Annotated in this window: 14 protein-coding genes; 7 read left to right on the forward strand and 7 right to left on the reverse strand. The window is 74.7% G+C overall.

Going from position 1 to position 15,412, the window contains the following annotated elements; genetic code table 11:
* Window positions 1-52: 52 nt before the first annotated feature.
* The 4 genes from ABD358_RS01250 (at window position 53) to ABD358_RS01265 (ending at window position 3,335) form a co-directional block, all read left to right on the forward strand.
* Window positions 53-601, forward strand: coding sequence for a low molecular weight protein-tyrosine-phosphatase (locus ABD358_RS01250; RefSeq protein ID WP_344628878.1), 549 nt, complete (start codon window positions 53-55; stop codon window positions 599-601).
* A complete protein-coding gene (locus tag ABD358_RS01255) occupies window positions 598-1,527 on the forward strand; it encodes a fructosamine kinase family protein (RefSeq protein ID WP_344628879.1) in 930 nt (309 codons plus the stop codon). The genes ABD358_RS01250 and ABD358_RS01255 overlap by 4 nt, the downstream gene beginning before the upstream one ends.
* A 26-nt stretch (window positions 1,528-1,553) precedes the next feature.
* Complete coding sequence (locus tag ABD358_RS01260; protein ID WP_344628880.1) at window positions 1,554-2,732, forward strand: cystathionine gamma-lyase; 1,179 nt, start codon at window positions 1,554-1,556, stop codon at window positions 2,730-2,732.
* A 93-nt stretch (window positions 2,733-2,825) separates the two neighbouring features.
* Complete coding sequence (locus ABD358_RS01265; RefSeq protein ID WP_344628881.1) at window positions 2,826-3,335, forward strand: NUDIX domain-containing protein; 510 nt, start codon at window positions 2,826-2,828, stop codon at window positions 3,333-3,335.
* Between the two features lie 112 nt (window positions 3,336-3,447).
* Here ABD358_RS01265 and ABD358_RS01270 read toward each other — a convergent pair whose 3' ends face one another.
* Window positions 3,448-4,200 carry a pyridoxamine 5'-phosphate oxidase family protein gene (locus tag ABD358_RS01270; protein WP_425576218.1) on the reverse strand — a complete coding sequence of 251 codons (753 nt, stop codon included), beginning with the start codon at window positions 4,198-4,200 and terminating at the stop codon, window positions 3,448-3,450.
* A 271-nt stretch (window positions 4,201-4,471) separates the two neighbouring features.
* Window positions 4,472-5,830, reverse strand: coding sequence for a globin domain-containing protein (locus ABD358_RS01275; RefSeq protein ID WP_344628883.1), 1,359 nt, complete (start codon window positions 5,828-5,830; stop codon window positions 4,472-4,474).
* A 564-nt stretch (window positions 5,831-6,394) separates the two neighbouring features.
* Between ABD358_RS01275 and ABD358_RS01280 the strand changes: the two genes are divergently transcribed.
* The gene (locus ABD358_RS01280; RefSeq protein ID WP_344628884.1) at window positions 6,395-7,321 is read left to right on the forward strand and encodes a GNAT family N-acetyltransferase; all 927 of its coding nucleotides are present in this window, start codon (window positions 6,395-6,397) and stop codon (window positions 7,319-7,321) included.
* Window positions 7,322-7,397: 76 nt separating this feature from the next.
* On the opposite strand, the gene ABD358_RS01285 is transcribed toward ABD358_RS01280, so the two are convergent.
* Both ABD358_RS01285 and ABD358_RS01290 read right to left on the reverse strand, forming a co-directional pair.
* The gene (locus ABD358_RS01285) at window positions 7,398-8,810 is read right to left on the reverse strand and encodes a serine hydrolase domain-containing protein (protein WP_344628885.1); all 1,413 of its coding nucleotides are present in this window, start codon (window positions 8,808-8,810) and stop codon (window positions 7,398-7,400) included.
* A gap of 445 nt (window positions 8,811-9,255) precedes the next feature.
* Window positions 9,256-9,708: a GNAT family N-acetyltransferase gene (locus ABD358_RS01290; RefSeq protein WP_344628886.1), complete on the reverse strand. Its 453-nt coding sequence runs from the start codon at window positions 9,706-9,708 to the stop codon at window positions 9,256-9,258.
* A gap of 82 nt (window positions 9,709-9,790) precedes the next feature.
* On the opposite strand from ABD358_RS01290, the gene ABD358_RS01295 reads away from it, so the two are divergent.
* Window positions 9,791-10,207, forward strand: coding sequence for a VOC family protein (locus ABD358_RS01295; protein ID WP_344628887.1), 417 nt, complete (start codon window positions 9,791-9,793; stop codon window positions 10,205-10,207).
* Window positions 10,208-10,227: 20 nt separating this feature from the next.
* On the opposite strand, the gene ABD358_RS01300 is transcribed toward ABD358_RS01295, so the two are convergent.
* Genes ABD358_RS01300 through dnaB form a run of 3 tightly spaced genes read right to left on the reverse strand, consistent with a single transcriptional unit; the run spans window position 10,228 to window position 13,503 of the window.
* On the reverse strand, window positions 10,228-10,920 hold the full coding sequence (locus tag ABD358_RS01300) for a helix-turn-helix domain-containing protein (protein WP_344628888.1): 693 nt from the start codon (window positions 10,918-10,920) through the stop codon (window positions 10,228-10,230).
* A gap of 40 nt (window positions 10,921-10,960) precedes the next feature.
* A complete protein-coding gene (locus ABD358_RS28365; RefSeq protein WP_425576208.1) occupies window positions 10,961-12,013 on the reverse strand; it encodes a GNAT family N-acetyltransferase in 1,053 nt (350 codons plus the stop codon).
* On the reverse strand, window positions 12,010-13,503 hold the full coding sequence (gene dnaB / locus ABD358_RS01315) for a replicative DNA helicase (RefSeq protein ID WP_425576209.1): 1,494 nt from the start codon (window positions 13,501-13,503) through the stop codon (window positions 12,010-12,012). The genes ABD358_RS28365 and dnaB overlap by 4 nt, the downstream gene beginning before the upstream one ends.
* A gap of 448 nt (window positions 13,504-13,951) precedes the next feature.
* Here dnaB and ABD358_RS01320 point away from each other — a divergent pair, with 448 nt between their 5' ends.
* On the forward strand, window positions 13,952-15,298 hold the full coding sequence (locus ABD358_RS01320; RefSeq protein ID WP_344628889.1) for an MATE family efflux transporter: 1,347 nt from the start codon (window positions 13,952-13,954) through the stop codon (window positions 15,296-15,298).
* Window positions 15,299-15,412 lie beyond the last annotated feature (114 nt).

Consider the following 15,412-nt stretch of genomic DNA (forward strand, 5'->3'; position numbering starts at 1 on the left):
GGACCACGGGCCGGGCCGCCGGGGCCCTCGCGCGTCCCCGATGATGGGAGGCATGCGCACCGGCACATCCGACACCCGCACCCCCTACCGCGTCTGCTTCGTCTGCACCGGCAACATCTGCCGCTCCCCCATGGCCGAGGCCGTCTTCCGCGCCCGCGTCGAGGAAGCCGGGCTGGCCGGCCTGGTGGAGGTGAGCAGCGCGGGCACCGGCGGCTGGCACGCGGGCGACGGCGCCGACCCCCGCACGCTCTCGGTGCTGGAGGCCGCCGGGTACGCCCTGGACCACACCGCGCGGCAGTTCCTCGAGGACTGGTTCGGCCGGCTGGACCTGGTGATCGCCCTGGACGGAAGTCACCTGCGGGAGCTGCGGGCCCTGGCCCCCACCCCGGAGGACGCGGCGAAGATCCGGCTGCTGCGCTCGTACGCTCCCGGCGCCGGTTCCGGCTCCGGGAGCCGCGACATGGACGTGCCCGACCCGTACTACGGCGGGACGGAGGGCTTCGAGGAGTGCCTGGCCCTGATCGAGGAGGCCGTGCCCGGGCTGCTGGAGGAGGTGCGGGCGGCGGCCGGGGCGGACGGCGCCGCCGCCGTCCGGCCGTGAGCGGAACGCCCGCCGGGGCGCGCCCCGGGTCCGGGGGGATCGCGGAGAGGGTCGCCGCCCTGGCCGGCGCGGCCGTCGCCGGGGTGCGGCCCGTGGGCGGCGGGGACGTCTGCGACGCCCACCGGATCGCCCTCTCGGACGGCCGCACCGTCTTCGCCAAGACCCTCCACCCCGCCCCAGAGGGCTTCTTCGCCGCCGAGGCCGCCGGGCTGGAACTGCTGGCCTCCACCGGGACGGTCGCCGTTCCCCGGGTGCTCGCCGCCGGGGCGGACGTCCTGCTGCTGGAGTGGATCGAGCCGGGCCGGGCGGACGCCGCGCAGGCCGAGCGGCTCGGCCGCGACCTGGCCGCCCTCCACTCCACACCGGCCCCCGCCTGGGGCAACCCCGACCCGTCCCGCCCCGCCTACCTCGGCCCGGTGCCCCTGCCCTCGCCCGCCCGGCCGCCGGCCGCTCCGGAGGACTGGCCCGCCTTCCACGCCGAGTGGAGGCTGCTGCCCCTGCTGCGCCGGGCCGTCGACGCCGGCGGGATCCGCGGCGGTGACGCCCGCGACGTGGAGCGGCTGTGCGAGGAGCTGTGCGCCGACCCGGGGGACGGCACGGGCCCCTCCGGACCGCCGCAGCCGCCCGCCGTCATCCACGGCGACCTGTGGTCGGGCAACGTCCACTGGTCCGCCGACGGCCGCGCCCGTCTGATCGGCCCGGCCGCGCAGGGCGGCCACCCGGAGACCGACCTGGGCATGCTGGAGCTGTTCGGCTGCCCCCGCCTGGAGCGGCTGCTGGCCGCGTACGAGGAGGTCAGGCCCCTGCCCGGCCGCCGGAAGAGGCTGCCGCTCCACCAGCTCCAGCACCTGCTGGTGCACGCCGTCCTGTTCGGCCCCGGCTACGGCGCCCGGTGCGGTGCGGCGGCCCGGGCCGCGCTCGGCTGAGCGGCGCGCGTACCCTCGGAGGGCTGATGACGACGGGGGCGGAGCGCGAGGAGCGGCACATGGCGGGCGGCAGGACCGGGGACGGCGACGGAACACGGGTGGTGCGGGCCGGGCTTCCCGAGGAGGAGCCGTACGCCCCGCCGCTGCCCGGTCCCGTCCTGGCGGCGCACTACCACCTTCCCGGGGATCCGGCCGTCGCCCCCTACACCTACGGCCGCGACAACAACCCCACCTGGACGGGTCTGGAGCGCGCCATCGGCGAACTGGAGGCCCCCGGCGACGAGACGGTGCTCACCACCGTCTTCGCGTCCGGCATGGCCGCGATCTCCGCGGTGCTGCTGTCGAGGGCGAAGCCGGGCGACGTGGTGGTGCTGCCCTCGGACGGCTACAACCTGCTGGTCCCCGTGCGGGAGCGCCTGGAGGGCTGGGGCGTGGAGGTCCGCACCGCCCCCACCGGCGGCGACGCCCAGCTGGAGGCGCTGGACGGCGCGACGCTGCTGTGGATCGAGACGCCCTCCAACCCCGGCCTGGACGTGTGCGACATCCGGCGCCTGGCCGACGCCGCCCACGAGCGCGGCGCGCTGGTCGCGGTGGACAACACCCTCGCCACCCCGCTGGGGCAGCGTCCCCTGGAACTGGGCGCCGACTACTCCGTGGCCAGCGGCACCAAGGCGCTCACCGGCCACGGCGACGTCCTGCTGGGCTATGTGGCCTGCCGGGGCGAGGAGCTGGCGGCGCCGGTCCGGCTGTGGCGCAAGACGGTCGGGGCGATCCCCGGCCCGGTGGAGTCCTGGCTGGCGCACCGTTCGCTGGCCACGCTGGACCTGCGCACCGCCCGGCAGGCGTCCAACGCCCTGGCCGTCGCCGAGGCGCTGCGCGAACGTCCCGAGGTGAGGGACGTCCGGCACCCGGGGCTGCCGGACGACCCGGCGCACGAGGTGGCCGCCCGGCAGATGCGGCGCTTCGGCTGCGTGGTCTCCTTCACCCTGCCGGACAAGGGCTTCGCCGAGCGGTTCCTGGCCGCGCTGCGGCTGGTGGACGACGCGACCAGCTTCGGCGGGGTGCGGTCCACGGCCGAGCGGCGCGGCCGGTGGGGCGGGGACGCGGTGCCGGAGGGCTTCGTGCGGATGTCGGTGGGCGTGGAGGACGCGGCCGACCTGGTCGCCGACGTCCGCGCGGCCCTGGACAGCGCCGGACGCGGCTGAACCGGCGGACGGGCCCCGGGGTGCGGCCGGCGGGCCGGGACCGGCGGGGGCGGGCGAGGTTTCGCCGCCACCGCGCCGGGCGAGACCTTCCCCATGACCGCCGACGCGCGCCCCGTGGTCAAGCGCACCGCCCGGGCCATCCTGTTCGATGACGACGAGCTGATCCTGATCAAACGCACCAAGCCCGGCCGCGCTCCGTACTGGATCACGCCGGGCGGCGGCGTCGAGCCGGAGGACGCCACCGTCGTCGAGGCGCTCCACCGCGAACTGGACGAGGAGCTGGGCGCGAAGGTGACCGACGTGGTCCCCGCCTTCGTCGACACCGTCCCCTACGATCCGGCCGAGGACCCGGACGCCGCCGATCCGGCCGGTGCGCCGGGGGTGAAGGTGCAGCACTTCTTCGCCTGCCGGCTGGCCGGGATGGACCTCGCCCGCCGCCACGGACCGGAGGTGGACGAGCCGCGCGGCGAGTACGAGGTGGTCCGCGTCCCCTTCACCCGCGGGGGCATCGCCTCGGTGGAGGTGGTGCCGCCCTCCCTGCGCGCGTTCCTGGACGCCAACATCGAGGGTGTACGGGCCCTGCTCGCTCCCGACCTGGGCTGACGTCCGGCGTCCCGGGCCGTCCGATGCCCTGGCCCGACGTCTCGGCCCGACGCCTCGGCCCGACGCCTCGGCCCGACGTCCGTCCGCTCCGGGGCCGGACGGGCGGCGGGCGTCAGCCGAACCAGCCGGTGAAGGGCTTCTCCCCGGTGCCCGGTCCGCCCTCCGGGCGGCGGCTGCGCGCCCTGGCCAGGACGCGCTCGGCGTGGGCCCGCCAGACCGCCGGATCGCTGCCGGCCGGCAGCGCCTCCACCGCCAGGGGGGCGCGCTCACGGGCCGGACGCCCGGCCGGGCCGCGCCCGCGAGCGGCGCCCGCCGTCCCGAAGAAGTCGCCGCCCTTGCGCCGCCGGTCGTCGGTGCCCCAGTCGCGGGGCGTCCCCCTGGGGGCCTTCTGCAGGTGCGGGATGTGCTTGGCGCAGTGGATGTACGCCTCCTCGACCGTCACCCGCACCCACATCCGGGCCCGCCGCCCGGGCACGGTGTCGGCCGGGACCTCCGGATGCGCCGCCCGGACCGCCTCGTCCTCCACGATCTCGGCGCGGCCGTTGACGTGCAGGCCGATCCGGGCCCGGAAGAAGTCGATCAGCAGGATGCCCACGTGCGGGTTCTCCTGGATGTTGCCCAGGCTGGCGTGCACGCCGTTGCCCCGGTACTCGGGGTACAGCAGGGTGCGTTCGTCGACCACGTGCAGGAAGCCGGGGGGCCCGGCGCGGAAGGTGCTGTCGCACTCGCCGTGCCGGTCGGCGGTGGCCAGGAAGAACATCTCCTGCTGCCCGATGAACTCCCGCATCCGCTCGTTGAGGTGGTCGAGCATCTGCTCGCCGTAGAAGCGGTCGGCGCGTTCGACCGTGCCCAGTCTCCGCTGTATCGCGTGCTCGCCGTCGCTGCCCGGCCGCACGGGAGCAGGCCGGACGGGATCGGTCCGCACCGGGTCGGTCCGCACCGGATCGGTCCGCACGGGCGCGAACGCGGTCGCTCTCGAGTGCTCCACCGGGCGCACCACCCGCAGCGGCATCGTCACATCGGCCGCCTGCGCCGCTCGCGCCGCTCCTGTCACATCCACGCCGTGCCTCACCCGGTGCCTCGCATCCGTCCCGTTTCCCTGCCGACCCCGTTTCCCTGCCCAGCCGCCGCCGTCCTCAACTTCCCGCGACGGCCAGGTCGTCGAGGGAGTCGTGCCGTATGCGGTCGGAGGGGATGCCGGCCCCCACCAGCGCGTCCACCCCGCTGCGGATCATCCCGGGCGGACCGGACAGGTAGCCGTCGTACGCGTGCCACGGCCCGCACCGCCGGACCGCGTCCGGAAGCCGTCCGGTGAGCCCGTCCGACGGCCCCTCGGAGACCACCGGGCGGACCGACAGCCAGGGGTGCCGGCGCTCCATCTCGCGCATGGTGTCCAGGTCGTACAGGTCGTGGGAGCTGCGGGCGCCGTAGAACACCTCCACCGGACGGGCCCGGCCGTACCGGGCCACCTCCTCCACCAATGCCTTGATCGGCGCGATGCCCGTGCTGCCGCCCAGGCAGAGCAGGCCGCTGTCGCGGGAGTGGTCCACGGTCATCGTCCCGGCCGGGGGACCCAGCCGCAGCACGTCACCGGGCCGGGCCCGGTGGACGAGCGCGCCCGACACCCAGCCCGCGGGCACGGCCTTGACGTGGAAGACCAGCAGTCCGTCCGTGCGGGGGGCGCAGGCCAGGGAGTAGTTCCGCCACACCTTCGGCCACCACGGGGTCTCCACAGCGGCGTACTGGCCGGCCAGGAAGGGGTAGGGCTGGTCGGGCCGCACGGTGATGACAGCGATGTCGGCGGTGCGCATCTCGTGCGACACCACCTCCGCGTGCCACCAGGCGGGGGCCCGCCGTTCGTCCTCCGCCGCGGCGTCGATCATGATCTGGGAGATCGCGGTGTAGGCGCGCACCCAGGCCGCCTCGGCCTCCTCGCTCCAGGTCCGCACGGCGTAGCGGGTGAGCGCGGCGATCAGGCACTCGCCGACGGCCGGGTAGTGCTCGGGACGGGTGCCGTACTTGCGGTGGCCGCGGCCGAGGTGGGAGAGGTACTCGACCAGGACGCGCTCGTCGTCGATGAGTCTGGCCGCGGTGAGCAGCGCCCTGAACAGCCGGTCCCGCTGGGCGTCCATGGAGGCGGGGAAGAGCTCGCGCAGCCGCGGGTGCTCGACGAAGAGCAGGGCGTAGAAGTACGAGGTGACGGCCTGCGATATCGGCTCTATCTCCTCCAGCGTGCGGCGTATGAGCACCGCGTCGCTGCCGGGGTCGAACCTGCCGTAGTCGGGGTTGGCCACATACGGGCCGGGGGCGGGCGGGGACGCCGCCCGGGCGCCCGGGGAGGACGGGGGCGCGACACGCTCCTCCTCCGGAGGGGCGAACCAGCTCCACTCCCCGCCGCCGGCGCCACGGCCTCCGGTGGCGGCCCCCGCCGCCGCGCCCTGGGGAGTTCCGTCGCCCGCCGACGTACTGGCCATGGTCTGTCTCGCCTCGAACATCTTCCGATCGGTCCGGTCGCTCGCCGAAGCAGGAAAGCGCCCGTAAGGAGACTTCGTGTCATCGTCCGCGGATTCGCTTGAGCGGCGATGTGAACTCGACCATACCGGCGCCCTGTCAATGTACAAGCCCTGCTCGCGGCTTCACGGAATTCCGGTACCCCGGCGCCGGACGGAAATGGGCGGAATCCGCGTCCGGCGTCCGTTTCCCCCGCGCACGGTGCCCTCCCGCCCTCAACGAGTCGGCGGGTCAGGGCAGTCGGCCCGCGCGGTCCGGAAGGCGGGAGCCGGGCCGGCGGGAATCGGACTGCGCCCGCACCGGACGGCCCGTCCCGCATCCCACCCGTATGCGCTCCGCAACCCGTCCGATGCGAACCGCTCACAGTTCCGGTGCTCGATCTTCACTTTTCCGGGCGGCATACGGAAGAATCTGCGGGATCACCCCGTCCGCGTTCTCCATCACAAGCCGTTCCCTTTTCTCCCGGCCTTCTCCCGGCCTCCCCATTTCGCGGCGGCGGTGCAAAACCGGTGGACGTCCCGCCGCCCGCTCGGCCACTCTGGGGTCCCGTGACCTCCTCCCCCTCCGCACCCCCCTCGTCCTCGCCCTCGCCCTCCCCCGCCCCCGTCTTCCCGGCCGTCCGCCGCCTCGCCCTCGCCGATCTTCCGGCCTGCCTCGACCTCGCCGCCGACCGCGGTTGGGGACGCGAGGAGCACAAGTGGCGGCTGCTGCTGACCGCCGGTCAGGGCTACGGCATCGACGCCCCGGACGGCGGCCTGGCCGGCGCCTTCGTCCTCACCTCCTACGGCCCCGCGGGAGGCACCCCGGACGGCAGGCCCTGCGCCTGCGTCTCCATGGTGCTGGTCGCCGAACGCCATGCCCGCCGCGGCCTGGGCAGCCGGATGATGCGGCACGCGCTGGAGGAAGCCGGCGACGCCACCGTCTTCCTCTTCGCCACCGACCTCGGCCGGCCGCTCTACGAGCGGCTCGGCTTCGCCCCCCTCGAGCCCGCCGACATGTACACCGGCCGCTTCGCCTGCGACTGCCCCGGCGGGCACACCGACGGCACCGCCGTACGCGATGCCACCGCGGCCGACCTGCCCGCCGTCCGCGCCCTGGACGCCACCGTCTTCGGCGCCGACCGCAGCCATCTCCTGGTCCGCCTGCCCGCCTTCGCCGACCACCTCGCCGTCGCCTCCTCCGGCACACGGCTCACCGGCTTCGCCGCGGCCTGGCCGAACGGGGACACCACCGTCATCGGTCCGGTCGTCGCCGAGGACGGGGCCACCGCCCGGGCCCTGATCGCCCGCCTCGCCTCCCGCTCCGGGGGTCCGGTCCGCGTCGACACCTACGCCCGCCACCGGGACCTGGCGGCCTGGCTGCGCTCCCACGGACTCGACGGCCGCTTCCTCTCCACCCTGATGGTCCACGGCGCCCCGGACGTCCCCTGCGACACCGGGCGCGTCTTCGCCCCGTACTCGGTGGCCCTGGGCTGACACCCGGATCCCCGGGGCGCCCGGCGCCCCGGGGGGCTGCCGGGGTGCCGGGCATCCGCGCCGGGGCGCGCGTACGTCAGTCCGCGCGCCACCCCTCCGGGTCCACGCCGCCCGGAACAGGCGCCTCCGGGTCGTACGGGCGGCGAGTGAAGACGAACGTCCCCAGGTCGAGGTGGTCGACCGTGCCGTCCGCACGGCGCACCACCCGCAGCGTCTCGCCCGCGTAGTAGCCGTCCAGCCCGGTCCAGGTGCCGTCCTCCTCCGGCCGGAAGCGGGAGCCCCGGCCCGCACCGCCCACCGCGCCCAGCTCCAGCGTCCTCCCCTCGCACAGCCGCAGCACGAACGCCGACGGCCCCCAGTACCAGGGACCGGTCAGCTCCAGCAGCTCCGGATCGGCCTCGGACCGGGGCCGCCACGGCTCGGGGAAGGACGGCTCGCGCTCGGCCACGATCCCCAGCAGATCGGCCGCCAGACCGCCCACCTGCGGCCCCGACGTCGCGTTGACCAGCACCACGCTCGCCAGCCGCTCCCCTGGCGCCGTCCACAAAGCGGCGAGGAACCCCGGCATGGACCCGATGTGCCCCGACAGCAACCGTCCGCCGGATCGCGCCAGTTGCAGCCCCAGCCCGTACGACTGGTCCCAGGAACCCTCCTCCGGCGCCACCGCCGGGGTCCGCATCTCCGCCAGGCTCTCCGTGCCGAGCACCCGCTCGTCGCCCGCCGCCAGGAACGCCGCGTACCGGCACAGGTCCTCCGCCGTCGACCACAGCTGCCCGGCGGGCGCCATCAGCCCCGTCTCGGCGGCCGGCTCGGGCTGCACCGCGTCCGCCCACGGGTGCACGGCCCACCCCCGGGCGTACGGCTCGGCGGGCAGCGCCGTCGTACGGCGCATGCCCAGCGGTTCCAGCACCTCCTCGCGGAGCACGTCGTACCAGGGCGCGCCGCGCAGCCGCTCCACGAGGGAGCCCAGGAGCGCGTAGCCGAGGTTGGAGTAGTGGTGCCGCCGCCCCGCGGGGTGCCGCAGCGGCCGCTCGCCGAAGAGGTCCGGCGGCTCGGGCCGCAGTCCGCCGGGCGTCCGTTCCCACCAGGGGCCGCGCGGCTCGGCGGCCAGCCCGGAGGAGTGGGACAGCAACTGGGCGATCGTCGCCCTCCCCGCGTCCGGCCCCGCCTCCCCGGGCACGTCGAGGTGCCTGCCGAGCGGATCGGCGAGGTCCAGCAGCCCTTCGTCACGCAGTCGCATCACCAGCACGGCGACGAACGTCTTGGTGATCGATCCGATCCGGTACTGGGTGTCCGGGGTCGGCGGGCCGCCGTCCACAGCGCCGCGCGCCCCGGTCCACACGGCCTTCCCGTCCCGTACCACGGCGCCGACCGCCGAGGGCACCCGTCCCTCGGCCTGGGCGACGGCCAGCCTGTGGAGGAGTGCGCGGCGGGTGGCGGGCAGCAACTCCGCGAACTCCGCACCGATGTCTTCACTGGGGTCGGTCATGCGCCCATTCCTACCCGCCCCCGGGTCCGGCCACCGGCGTTTTCCACAGGGTGCTCCCGTCCCGCCGGACGGAACGCACATCACGGCGCAGCCGGTGGTCACACGCCTCGAGGCGGGTGTCGAAGCCGTCAGGTCACCTGTGGAGGACCACCGCTGTGAACCCCGGTCCGGTGGACACCGTCTGCCGGCGGTTCGGAACCGGGGGCCTCCGAGGACCTCTGCGGATCCGATCCCCGCACCCGCTTCTGTGGCCGTCTCCTCCCGGCGCACCGTCCCGGCGTCGCGATGCCGCTGCGCGACGGCGTCGTCGCACGTCAGGTATGTGCGTACCTGCTGGACGCGGAGGAGAACGCCCGTCCCCAGCCTGTGGACAACCCGATCCGCTCCCGCCTCGTCCTGGATCTCGCCGCGCGCCGCGCCGACGGCCCCGCGGCCCGTCGACCGTTCACAACGCCAGCTTGAAGCCCACGTGCGAGGCGGTGAAGCCCAGTCGCTCGTAGAAGCGGTGGGCATCGGTACGGGTGGCGTCGGAGGTGAGCTGGACCAGGGAGCAGCCCAGCCGGCGGGACTCCCCGATCGCCCACTCGATCAGCCGGGTGCCCAGGCCGCCGCCGCGCTCGTCGGCGTGGACGCGGACGGCCTCGATGAGCGCACGGCTCGCGCCGCGCCGCGACAGCCCGGGGATGACGGTGAGCTGGAGCGTGCCGACGACCCGGCCGCCGCGGACGGCGACGACCAGGTGCTGCTGGGGATCGGCGGCGATCCGCTCGTAGGCCGCGAGGTACGGGGCGAGGTCCCCGGGCGACTCCCGCTGCGCACCCAGCGGGTCGTCGGCGAGCATGTCCACGATGGCGGGCAGGTCGTCGGCCGTCGCGGGCCGTATGCCGGGATCGCTCATGGTCCGCATCCTAGGGTCCGCCGTCCCCCGGACGTCCGATTCCTTCAAGACCGCCGGGCCGCCCGCCGCCTAACGTGGCCGCATGGCACCTCGATTCGACCTCATCGGCCTGGTGGTGGCCGACATGGCCGCCTCGCTCGCGTTCTACCGCCGCCTCGGGCTCGACGTACCCGCCGATGCCGACGGCCTGCCCCATGTGGAGGTCCCCCTGCCGGGCGGGCTCCGCATCGCCTGGGACACCGTCGAGACCATCCGCTCCTTCGACCCCGGCTGGACCCCGCCGCAGGGCGGCGGCCGCGTCGAGCTGGCCTTCCGCTGCGACGGCCCCGCCGACGTCGACGAGCAGTACGGAGAGCTGACGCGGGCCGGGTACACCGGGCACAAGGAGCCCTGGGACGCCGTCTGGGGACAGCGGTACGCCGTCGTCCTCGACCCCGACGGCAACGGGGTCTCCCTCTTCGCGCCCCTGCCGGGCGGCCCGGAGGGCTCCGACGGGTAGGACGCGGCCGGGGCCGGCGGTCAGGCTCCCGACAGCAGCTCCGAGAGCCTGACCCCGGTCAACGCCCTGACCTCGCGCGACAGATGGGCCTGGTCCGCGCAGCCGGCGCGTGCCGCCGCCGACGCCGGCGGCACACCGCCCCGGACCATGCGCAGGGCCCGTTCCATCCGGAGCACCCGGGCCAGCGTCTTCGGCCCGTACCCGAAGGCCGCCAGCGAACGGCGGTGGAGCTGCCGCTCGCTCAGTCCGGCCCCGCGCGCCACGTCCGCCACGCTCCTGCCGGCGCGCAGCCCCGCCGCCACCGCCCGGATCAGCGGGTCCCCCGGCGCCCCGCGCGACCGGGCCGCGGCCAGCTCCTCCAGGACCCGCGCCCGGTCCGGGGCCTCCGCCACCCGCTCCGTCAGCTCCCGCACCTCGCGTTCCGGCCAGAGCGCGCCGAGCGGCACCCGCGCGTCGCGCAGCTCGTGCGCCGGCACGCCCAGCACACGGGGGCCGGTGCCGGGAGCGAACCGCAGGCCCACGTAGACGGTGCCGGGAACGTCGTCCACCAGGTGGGCCCGGGTGTCGGGACCGGCCACCAGCAGACCGCCGGCCGTCCAGATCAGGTCCATGCACCCGTCCGGCAGCACCCTCGCCCGGCGGGCGTCCGGCAGGGCGCCCCTGTGCCACACCACCGCGCCGTCCACCCGCCGTGAACGCCACTCCTCGTACACGCCTCCAGCATCCCCCTCCGCGCCCCGCCGGGCGCGCGGTTCACGCGCCGAACGGTTCCGGCAGCGGCCCGAGCCGCTCGGCGACCCGGCGGCGCAGCAGCAGGTACTCGTCCCGGCGGCGGGGCAGCGGACCCGGGGGCCGCTCCACCGTCCGCGCCCCGGTCACCGTCTCGCCCCTGCGGAACTGCTCGCGGGTCAGGTCGAGTTCGACGCCGCTCGGCAACCGGTTCCACCAGTGGTAACCCTCCTGCCGGCCGTCGCGGAACACCTCGCCGACCACCAGGTCGCCGCCGAACAGATCGTTGACGACCAGCGTGGTGATGTCGCAGTGCCCCCAGGCCGGATTCTCCGGGGTCCACTCGATGCGGGTGATGTCCGAGGGGCAGCAGGTGTCGGCGGCCCAGCTGTCCCGCAGGGCCCGGTCGAGGTCGAGCAGGGTCCACGGGGCCGGGGAGTTCGATGTCATGCAGGGCAGCATGGCAGGCACCACTGACAGATCCCGGCGCGCTCCGGAACCCGGGTCAGGGCCGCGCCGCCCCGCCGGCGGCCGTGGAGTACGCCGCCTGCGCGGCTCCCCCCACTCCGTGAAGGCGTCCACGCGCCGCATGCCGACGGCCTCCAGCAGCCGGCGCGAGCGGACGTCGGCCTCCTGCGTCACCGCGATCACCTCCGGGCGTTCCGGGGTGACCTCCGCCAGGGCCCGGGCCGGCACGGCGGCGAGCGCCTCACGGCCGTACCCGCGCCCCCAGTGCTCGGGCAGCGGCTGGTACGAGACCTCCGTCCGCCCGTCCCGGCGCGGCTCCCGCTCGACCGGCAGCGAACCGACCTCGGGCCCGTCCGCGCCCAGGGCGGCGGCGAACAGGCCGACCGCCCCCACGCACCCCCGCTCGCAGGCCCGGAACACCTCGCCGCTCACGGGGCCGCCGAGGCGGCGGCGGGCCTCCGGGTCCGTCCACAGCCGCGAGCGGGCCGCGACGTCGGCCCGCTCGACCGGCCGCGGTACGAGCCGCTCCGTGACCGGCACGGCGGGCCGGAAGGCCGCCTCCGGCGGCGTCCCCGGCGAACCGGGGGCGGCCGGGCCGGGAACGGTCACGTCTGGGCCATGTCCACGAAGCGCGAGTAGTGGCCCTGGAAGGCCACGGTGATCGTCGCCGTCGGGCCGTTGCGGTGCTTGGCGACGATCAGGTCCGCCTCGCCCGCGCGCGGCGACTCCTTCTCGTAGGCGTCCTCGCGGTGGAGCAGGATGACCATGTCGGCGTCCTGCTCGATCGAGCCGGACTCGCGGAGGTCCGAGACCATCGGCTTCTTGTCCGTACGCTGCTCGGGACCGCGGTTGAGCTGGGAGAGCGCCACCACCGGAACTTCCAGTTCCTTGGCCAGCAGCTTGAGGTTCCGGGACATCTCCGAGACCTCCTGCTGGCGGCTCTCGGGGCGGCGCGAGCCGCCCGACTGCATCAGCTGGAGGTAGTCGATGACGACCAGCCGCAGGTCGTTCCGCTGCTTCAGGCGGCGGCACTTGGCGCGGATCTCCATCATCGTCAGGTTGGGCGAGTCGTCGATGTACAGCGGCGCGTTGGTGACCTCCGGCATCTGACGCGCCAGCCGGTTCCAGTCCTCGTCCGTCATGCTGCCCGACCTCATGTGGTGCAGCGCCACCCGCGCCTCGGCCGACAGCAGGCGCATCGCGATCTCGTTGCGCCCCATCTCCAGCGAGAAGATCACGCTGGGCAGGTTGTGCTTGATCGAGCAGGCGCGGGCGAAGTCCAGGGCCAGGGTCGACTTGCCCATGGCGGGTCTCGCCGCGATGACGATCATCTGGCCCGGGTGGAGGCCGTTGGTGAGGGAGTCCAGGTCGGAGAAGCCCGTGGGGACGCCCGACATCTGACCGCTGCGCGAACCGATCGCCTCGATCTCGTCGAGCGCGCCCTCCATGATCTCGGCGAGGGGGAGGTAGTCCTCCGAGGTCCGCTGCTCGGTGACGGCGTAGATCTCGGCCTGGGCGGAGTTGACGATCTCGTCGACGTCGCCGTCGGCCGCGTACCCCATCTGTGTGATGCGGGTGCCGGCCTCGACCAGGCGGCGCAGGACGGCCCGCTCGTGGACGATCTCCGCGTAGTACTGGGCGTTGGCCGCGGTGGGGACCGTCTGGACCAGGGAGTGGAGGTAGCCGGGGCCGCCGACCTTGGCGATCTCGCCGCGTCTGGTCAGTTCCGCCGCGACCGTGATGGGGTCGGCGGGCTCGCCCTTGGCGTACAGGTCGAGGATCGCCTGGTAGATCGTCTCGTGGGCCGGGCGGTAGAAGTCCTTGCCCTGCAGGGTCTCCACCACGTCGGCGATGGCGTCCTTGGAGAGCAGCATGCCGCCGAGCACCGACTGCTCGGCGTCGAGGTCCTGCGGGGGGACCCGCTCGAAGGAGCCCGCCGCGCCCGACGGCCAGGCGTCGGGGCCGCGGTCGTGCCGCTCCCCGTCCGGTGACGCGCCTCGGCGCTGGCGGGAGAGCGGCAGGTGGTCACCCGGTCCGGTGCCTCCCGCGACAGGGGCGTAACCGGGTGCCGGGCTCTCGACGTGTTCGGACTGCGTCACCCCGCCACCTCCTCCCGTTCGTGCGGCCGTGCCCCCCTTTCCTACGGCACGACTCTGACAGCGGGACGTGCCCGCCGACCGGTTACGGCGCGTCGAGTCCGCGGCGAAGACAAGGGGAACAGCGGGCGGGTGCCGGACAACGGTATGGCTGTGGAGGCCCTCCGCCAACTCTGTTATCCACAGACTCTGTGGACGACCGGCCCCAGTCTGTGGAGAACTCGGTGAATCCTGTGCACGAGGCAGGGGACGGACCTGTGGAGAACTTGGCGATCCCCTCTCGGAAGCCCTTCTGACCTGCTGTTATGTCATCCACCGGCTGTGCAGGAGAAAAACTTCGCGGCCATCTTCAAGATCACGACAAACGGCGCAGACAATCGTGCCGCCCACAGGGCATGGTAAGCGTCACACCCATCTTGCAACTATTACCTGTGGATGTTTGGATCGGATCATGACACACGCTCCACAGCCCGCCGGACGCGCCTCCGCACGGCGCCACGACCGCGAGATCGTCGCGCTGGCACTGCCCGCCTTCGGCGCGCTCGTCGCGGAGCCCCTGTTCGTCATGGCCGACAGCGCGATCGTCGGCCATCTGGGCACCTCCCAGCTCGCCGGACTCGGCGTCGCCGCCACCCTGCTGATGACCGGCGTGAACATCTTCGTCTTCCTCGCCTACGCCACCACCGCCGCCGTCGCCCGCCGGGTCGGCGCCGGAGACCTGCCCGCCGCGATCCGCCAGGGCATGGACGGCATCTGGCTGGCACTGCTGCTGGGCGCCGCGGTGGTGGCCGTCGTCCTGCCCACCGCACCCGTCCTGATCGACCTGTTCGGGACCTCGGGCACCGCGGCGCCGTACGCCGTGACGTACCTGCGGATCAGCACCCTGGGCATTCCGGCGATGCTCGTCGTCCTGGCGGCCACCGGAGTGCTGCGCGGTCTCCAGGACACCCGGACCCCCCTCTACGTAGCCATCGGCGGGTTCTCCGCCAACGCCGTGCTCAACCTGCTCCTGGTCTACGGCGCCGGGCTGGGCATCGCCGGCTCCGCCTGGGGCACGGTGATCGCCCAGTGCGGCATGGCCGCCGCCTACCTGGCCGTGGTGGTCAGGGGAGCCCGGCGGCACGGGGCCTCGCTGCGCCCGGACGCCGCGGGGATACGCGCCGGCGGCCGGGCCGGGGTGCCGCTGCTGGTGCGGACGCTGTCGCTGCGCGCCGTGCTGGTGCTCGCCACCGCCGTCGCGGCGCGACTGGGGGACGCCGAGGTGGCCGCGCACCAGATCACGCTGACCATCTGGTCGCTGCTGGCCTTCGCCCTGGACGCGATCGCCATCGCAGGGCAGGCGATCATCGGCCGCTACCTGGGCGCGGGGGACGCGGCGGGAGCGCGGGCGGCCTGCCGCCGGATGGTGCAGTGGGGGGTGGCGTCCGGAGTGGTGCTGGGCGCCGCGGTGGTCGCGGCGCGTCCGCTGCTGCTGCCGCTGTTCACCTCGGACACGGCCGTTCACGACCGGCTGACGCCCGCGTTGCTGGTGGTGGCGGTGACCTCGCCGATCGCCGGAGTGGTCTTCGTGCTCGACGGCGTGCTGATGGGAGCGGGCGACGGGCCGTACCTGGCGTGGGCGATGCTGGTGACGCTGGCGGTCTTCGCCCCGGTGGCGCTGGCCGTGCCGGCGCTGGGGGGAGGGCTGACCGCGCTGTGGTGGACGATCGCCGGGCTGATGATGGCGACCCGGCTGGTCACCCTGTGGCTGCGGACCCGCTCCGGACGCTGGATCGTCACCGGGGCCGTGCGGGCCTGACCGGCACGGCGGCCGTCCGGAGGAACGCGCAGGGCCGCGACCCCCTTGAAGGGGGCCGCGGCCCTGTGTGTCACCGTCGTGCCGGCCGGCTCACCGGCCGGATGCGGACGCTGT

This window comes from Streptomyces glaucosporus, from assembly GCF_039533345.1.
Taxonomy (GTDB): Bacteria; Actinomycetota; Actinomycetes; order Streptomycetales; family Streptomycetaceae; genus Streptomyces; species Streptomyces glaucosporus.

Excerpts from the sequence above, each read along its gene's own strand:
- ABD358_RS01290 (WP_344628886.1), bottom strand. The coding sequence starts at position 9,708 with ATGAGCGATCCCGGCATACGGCCCGCGACGGCCGACGACCTGCCCGCC.
- ABD358_RS01275 (WP_344628883.1), bottom strand. The coding sequence starts at position 5,830 with ATGTTCGAGGCGAGACAGACCATGGCCAGTACGTCGGCGGGCGACGGA.
- ABD358_RS01320 (WP_344628889.1), top strand. The coding sequence starts at position 13,952 with ATGACACACGCTCCACAGCCCGCCGGACGCGCCTCCGCACGGCGCCAC.
- ABD358_RS01250 (WP_344628878.1), top strand. The coding sequence starts at position 53 with ATGCGCACCGGCACATCCGACACCCGCACCCCCTACCGCGTCTGCTTC.
- ABD358_RS01285 (WP_344628885.1), bottom strand. The coding sequence starts at position 8,810 with ATGACCGACCCCAGTGAAGACATCGGTGCGGAGTTCGCGGAGTTGCTG.
- ABD358_RS01265 (WP_344628881.1), top strand. The coding sequence starts at position 2,826 with ATGACCGCCGACGCGCGCCCCGTGGTCAAGCGCACCGCCCGGGCCATC.
- ABD358_RS01295 (WP_344628887.1), top strand. The coding sequence starts at position 9,791 with ATGGCACCTCGATTCGACCTCATCGGCCTGGTGGTGGCCGACATGGCC.
- ABD358_RS01260 (WP_344628880.1), top strand. The coding sequence starts at position 1,554 with ATGACGACGGGGGCGGAGCGCGAGGAGCGGCACATGGCGGGCGGCAGG.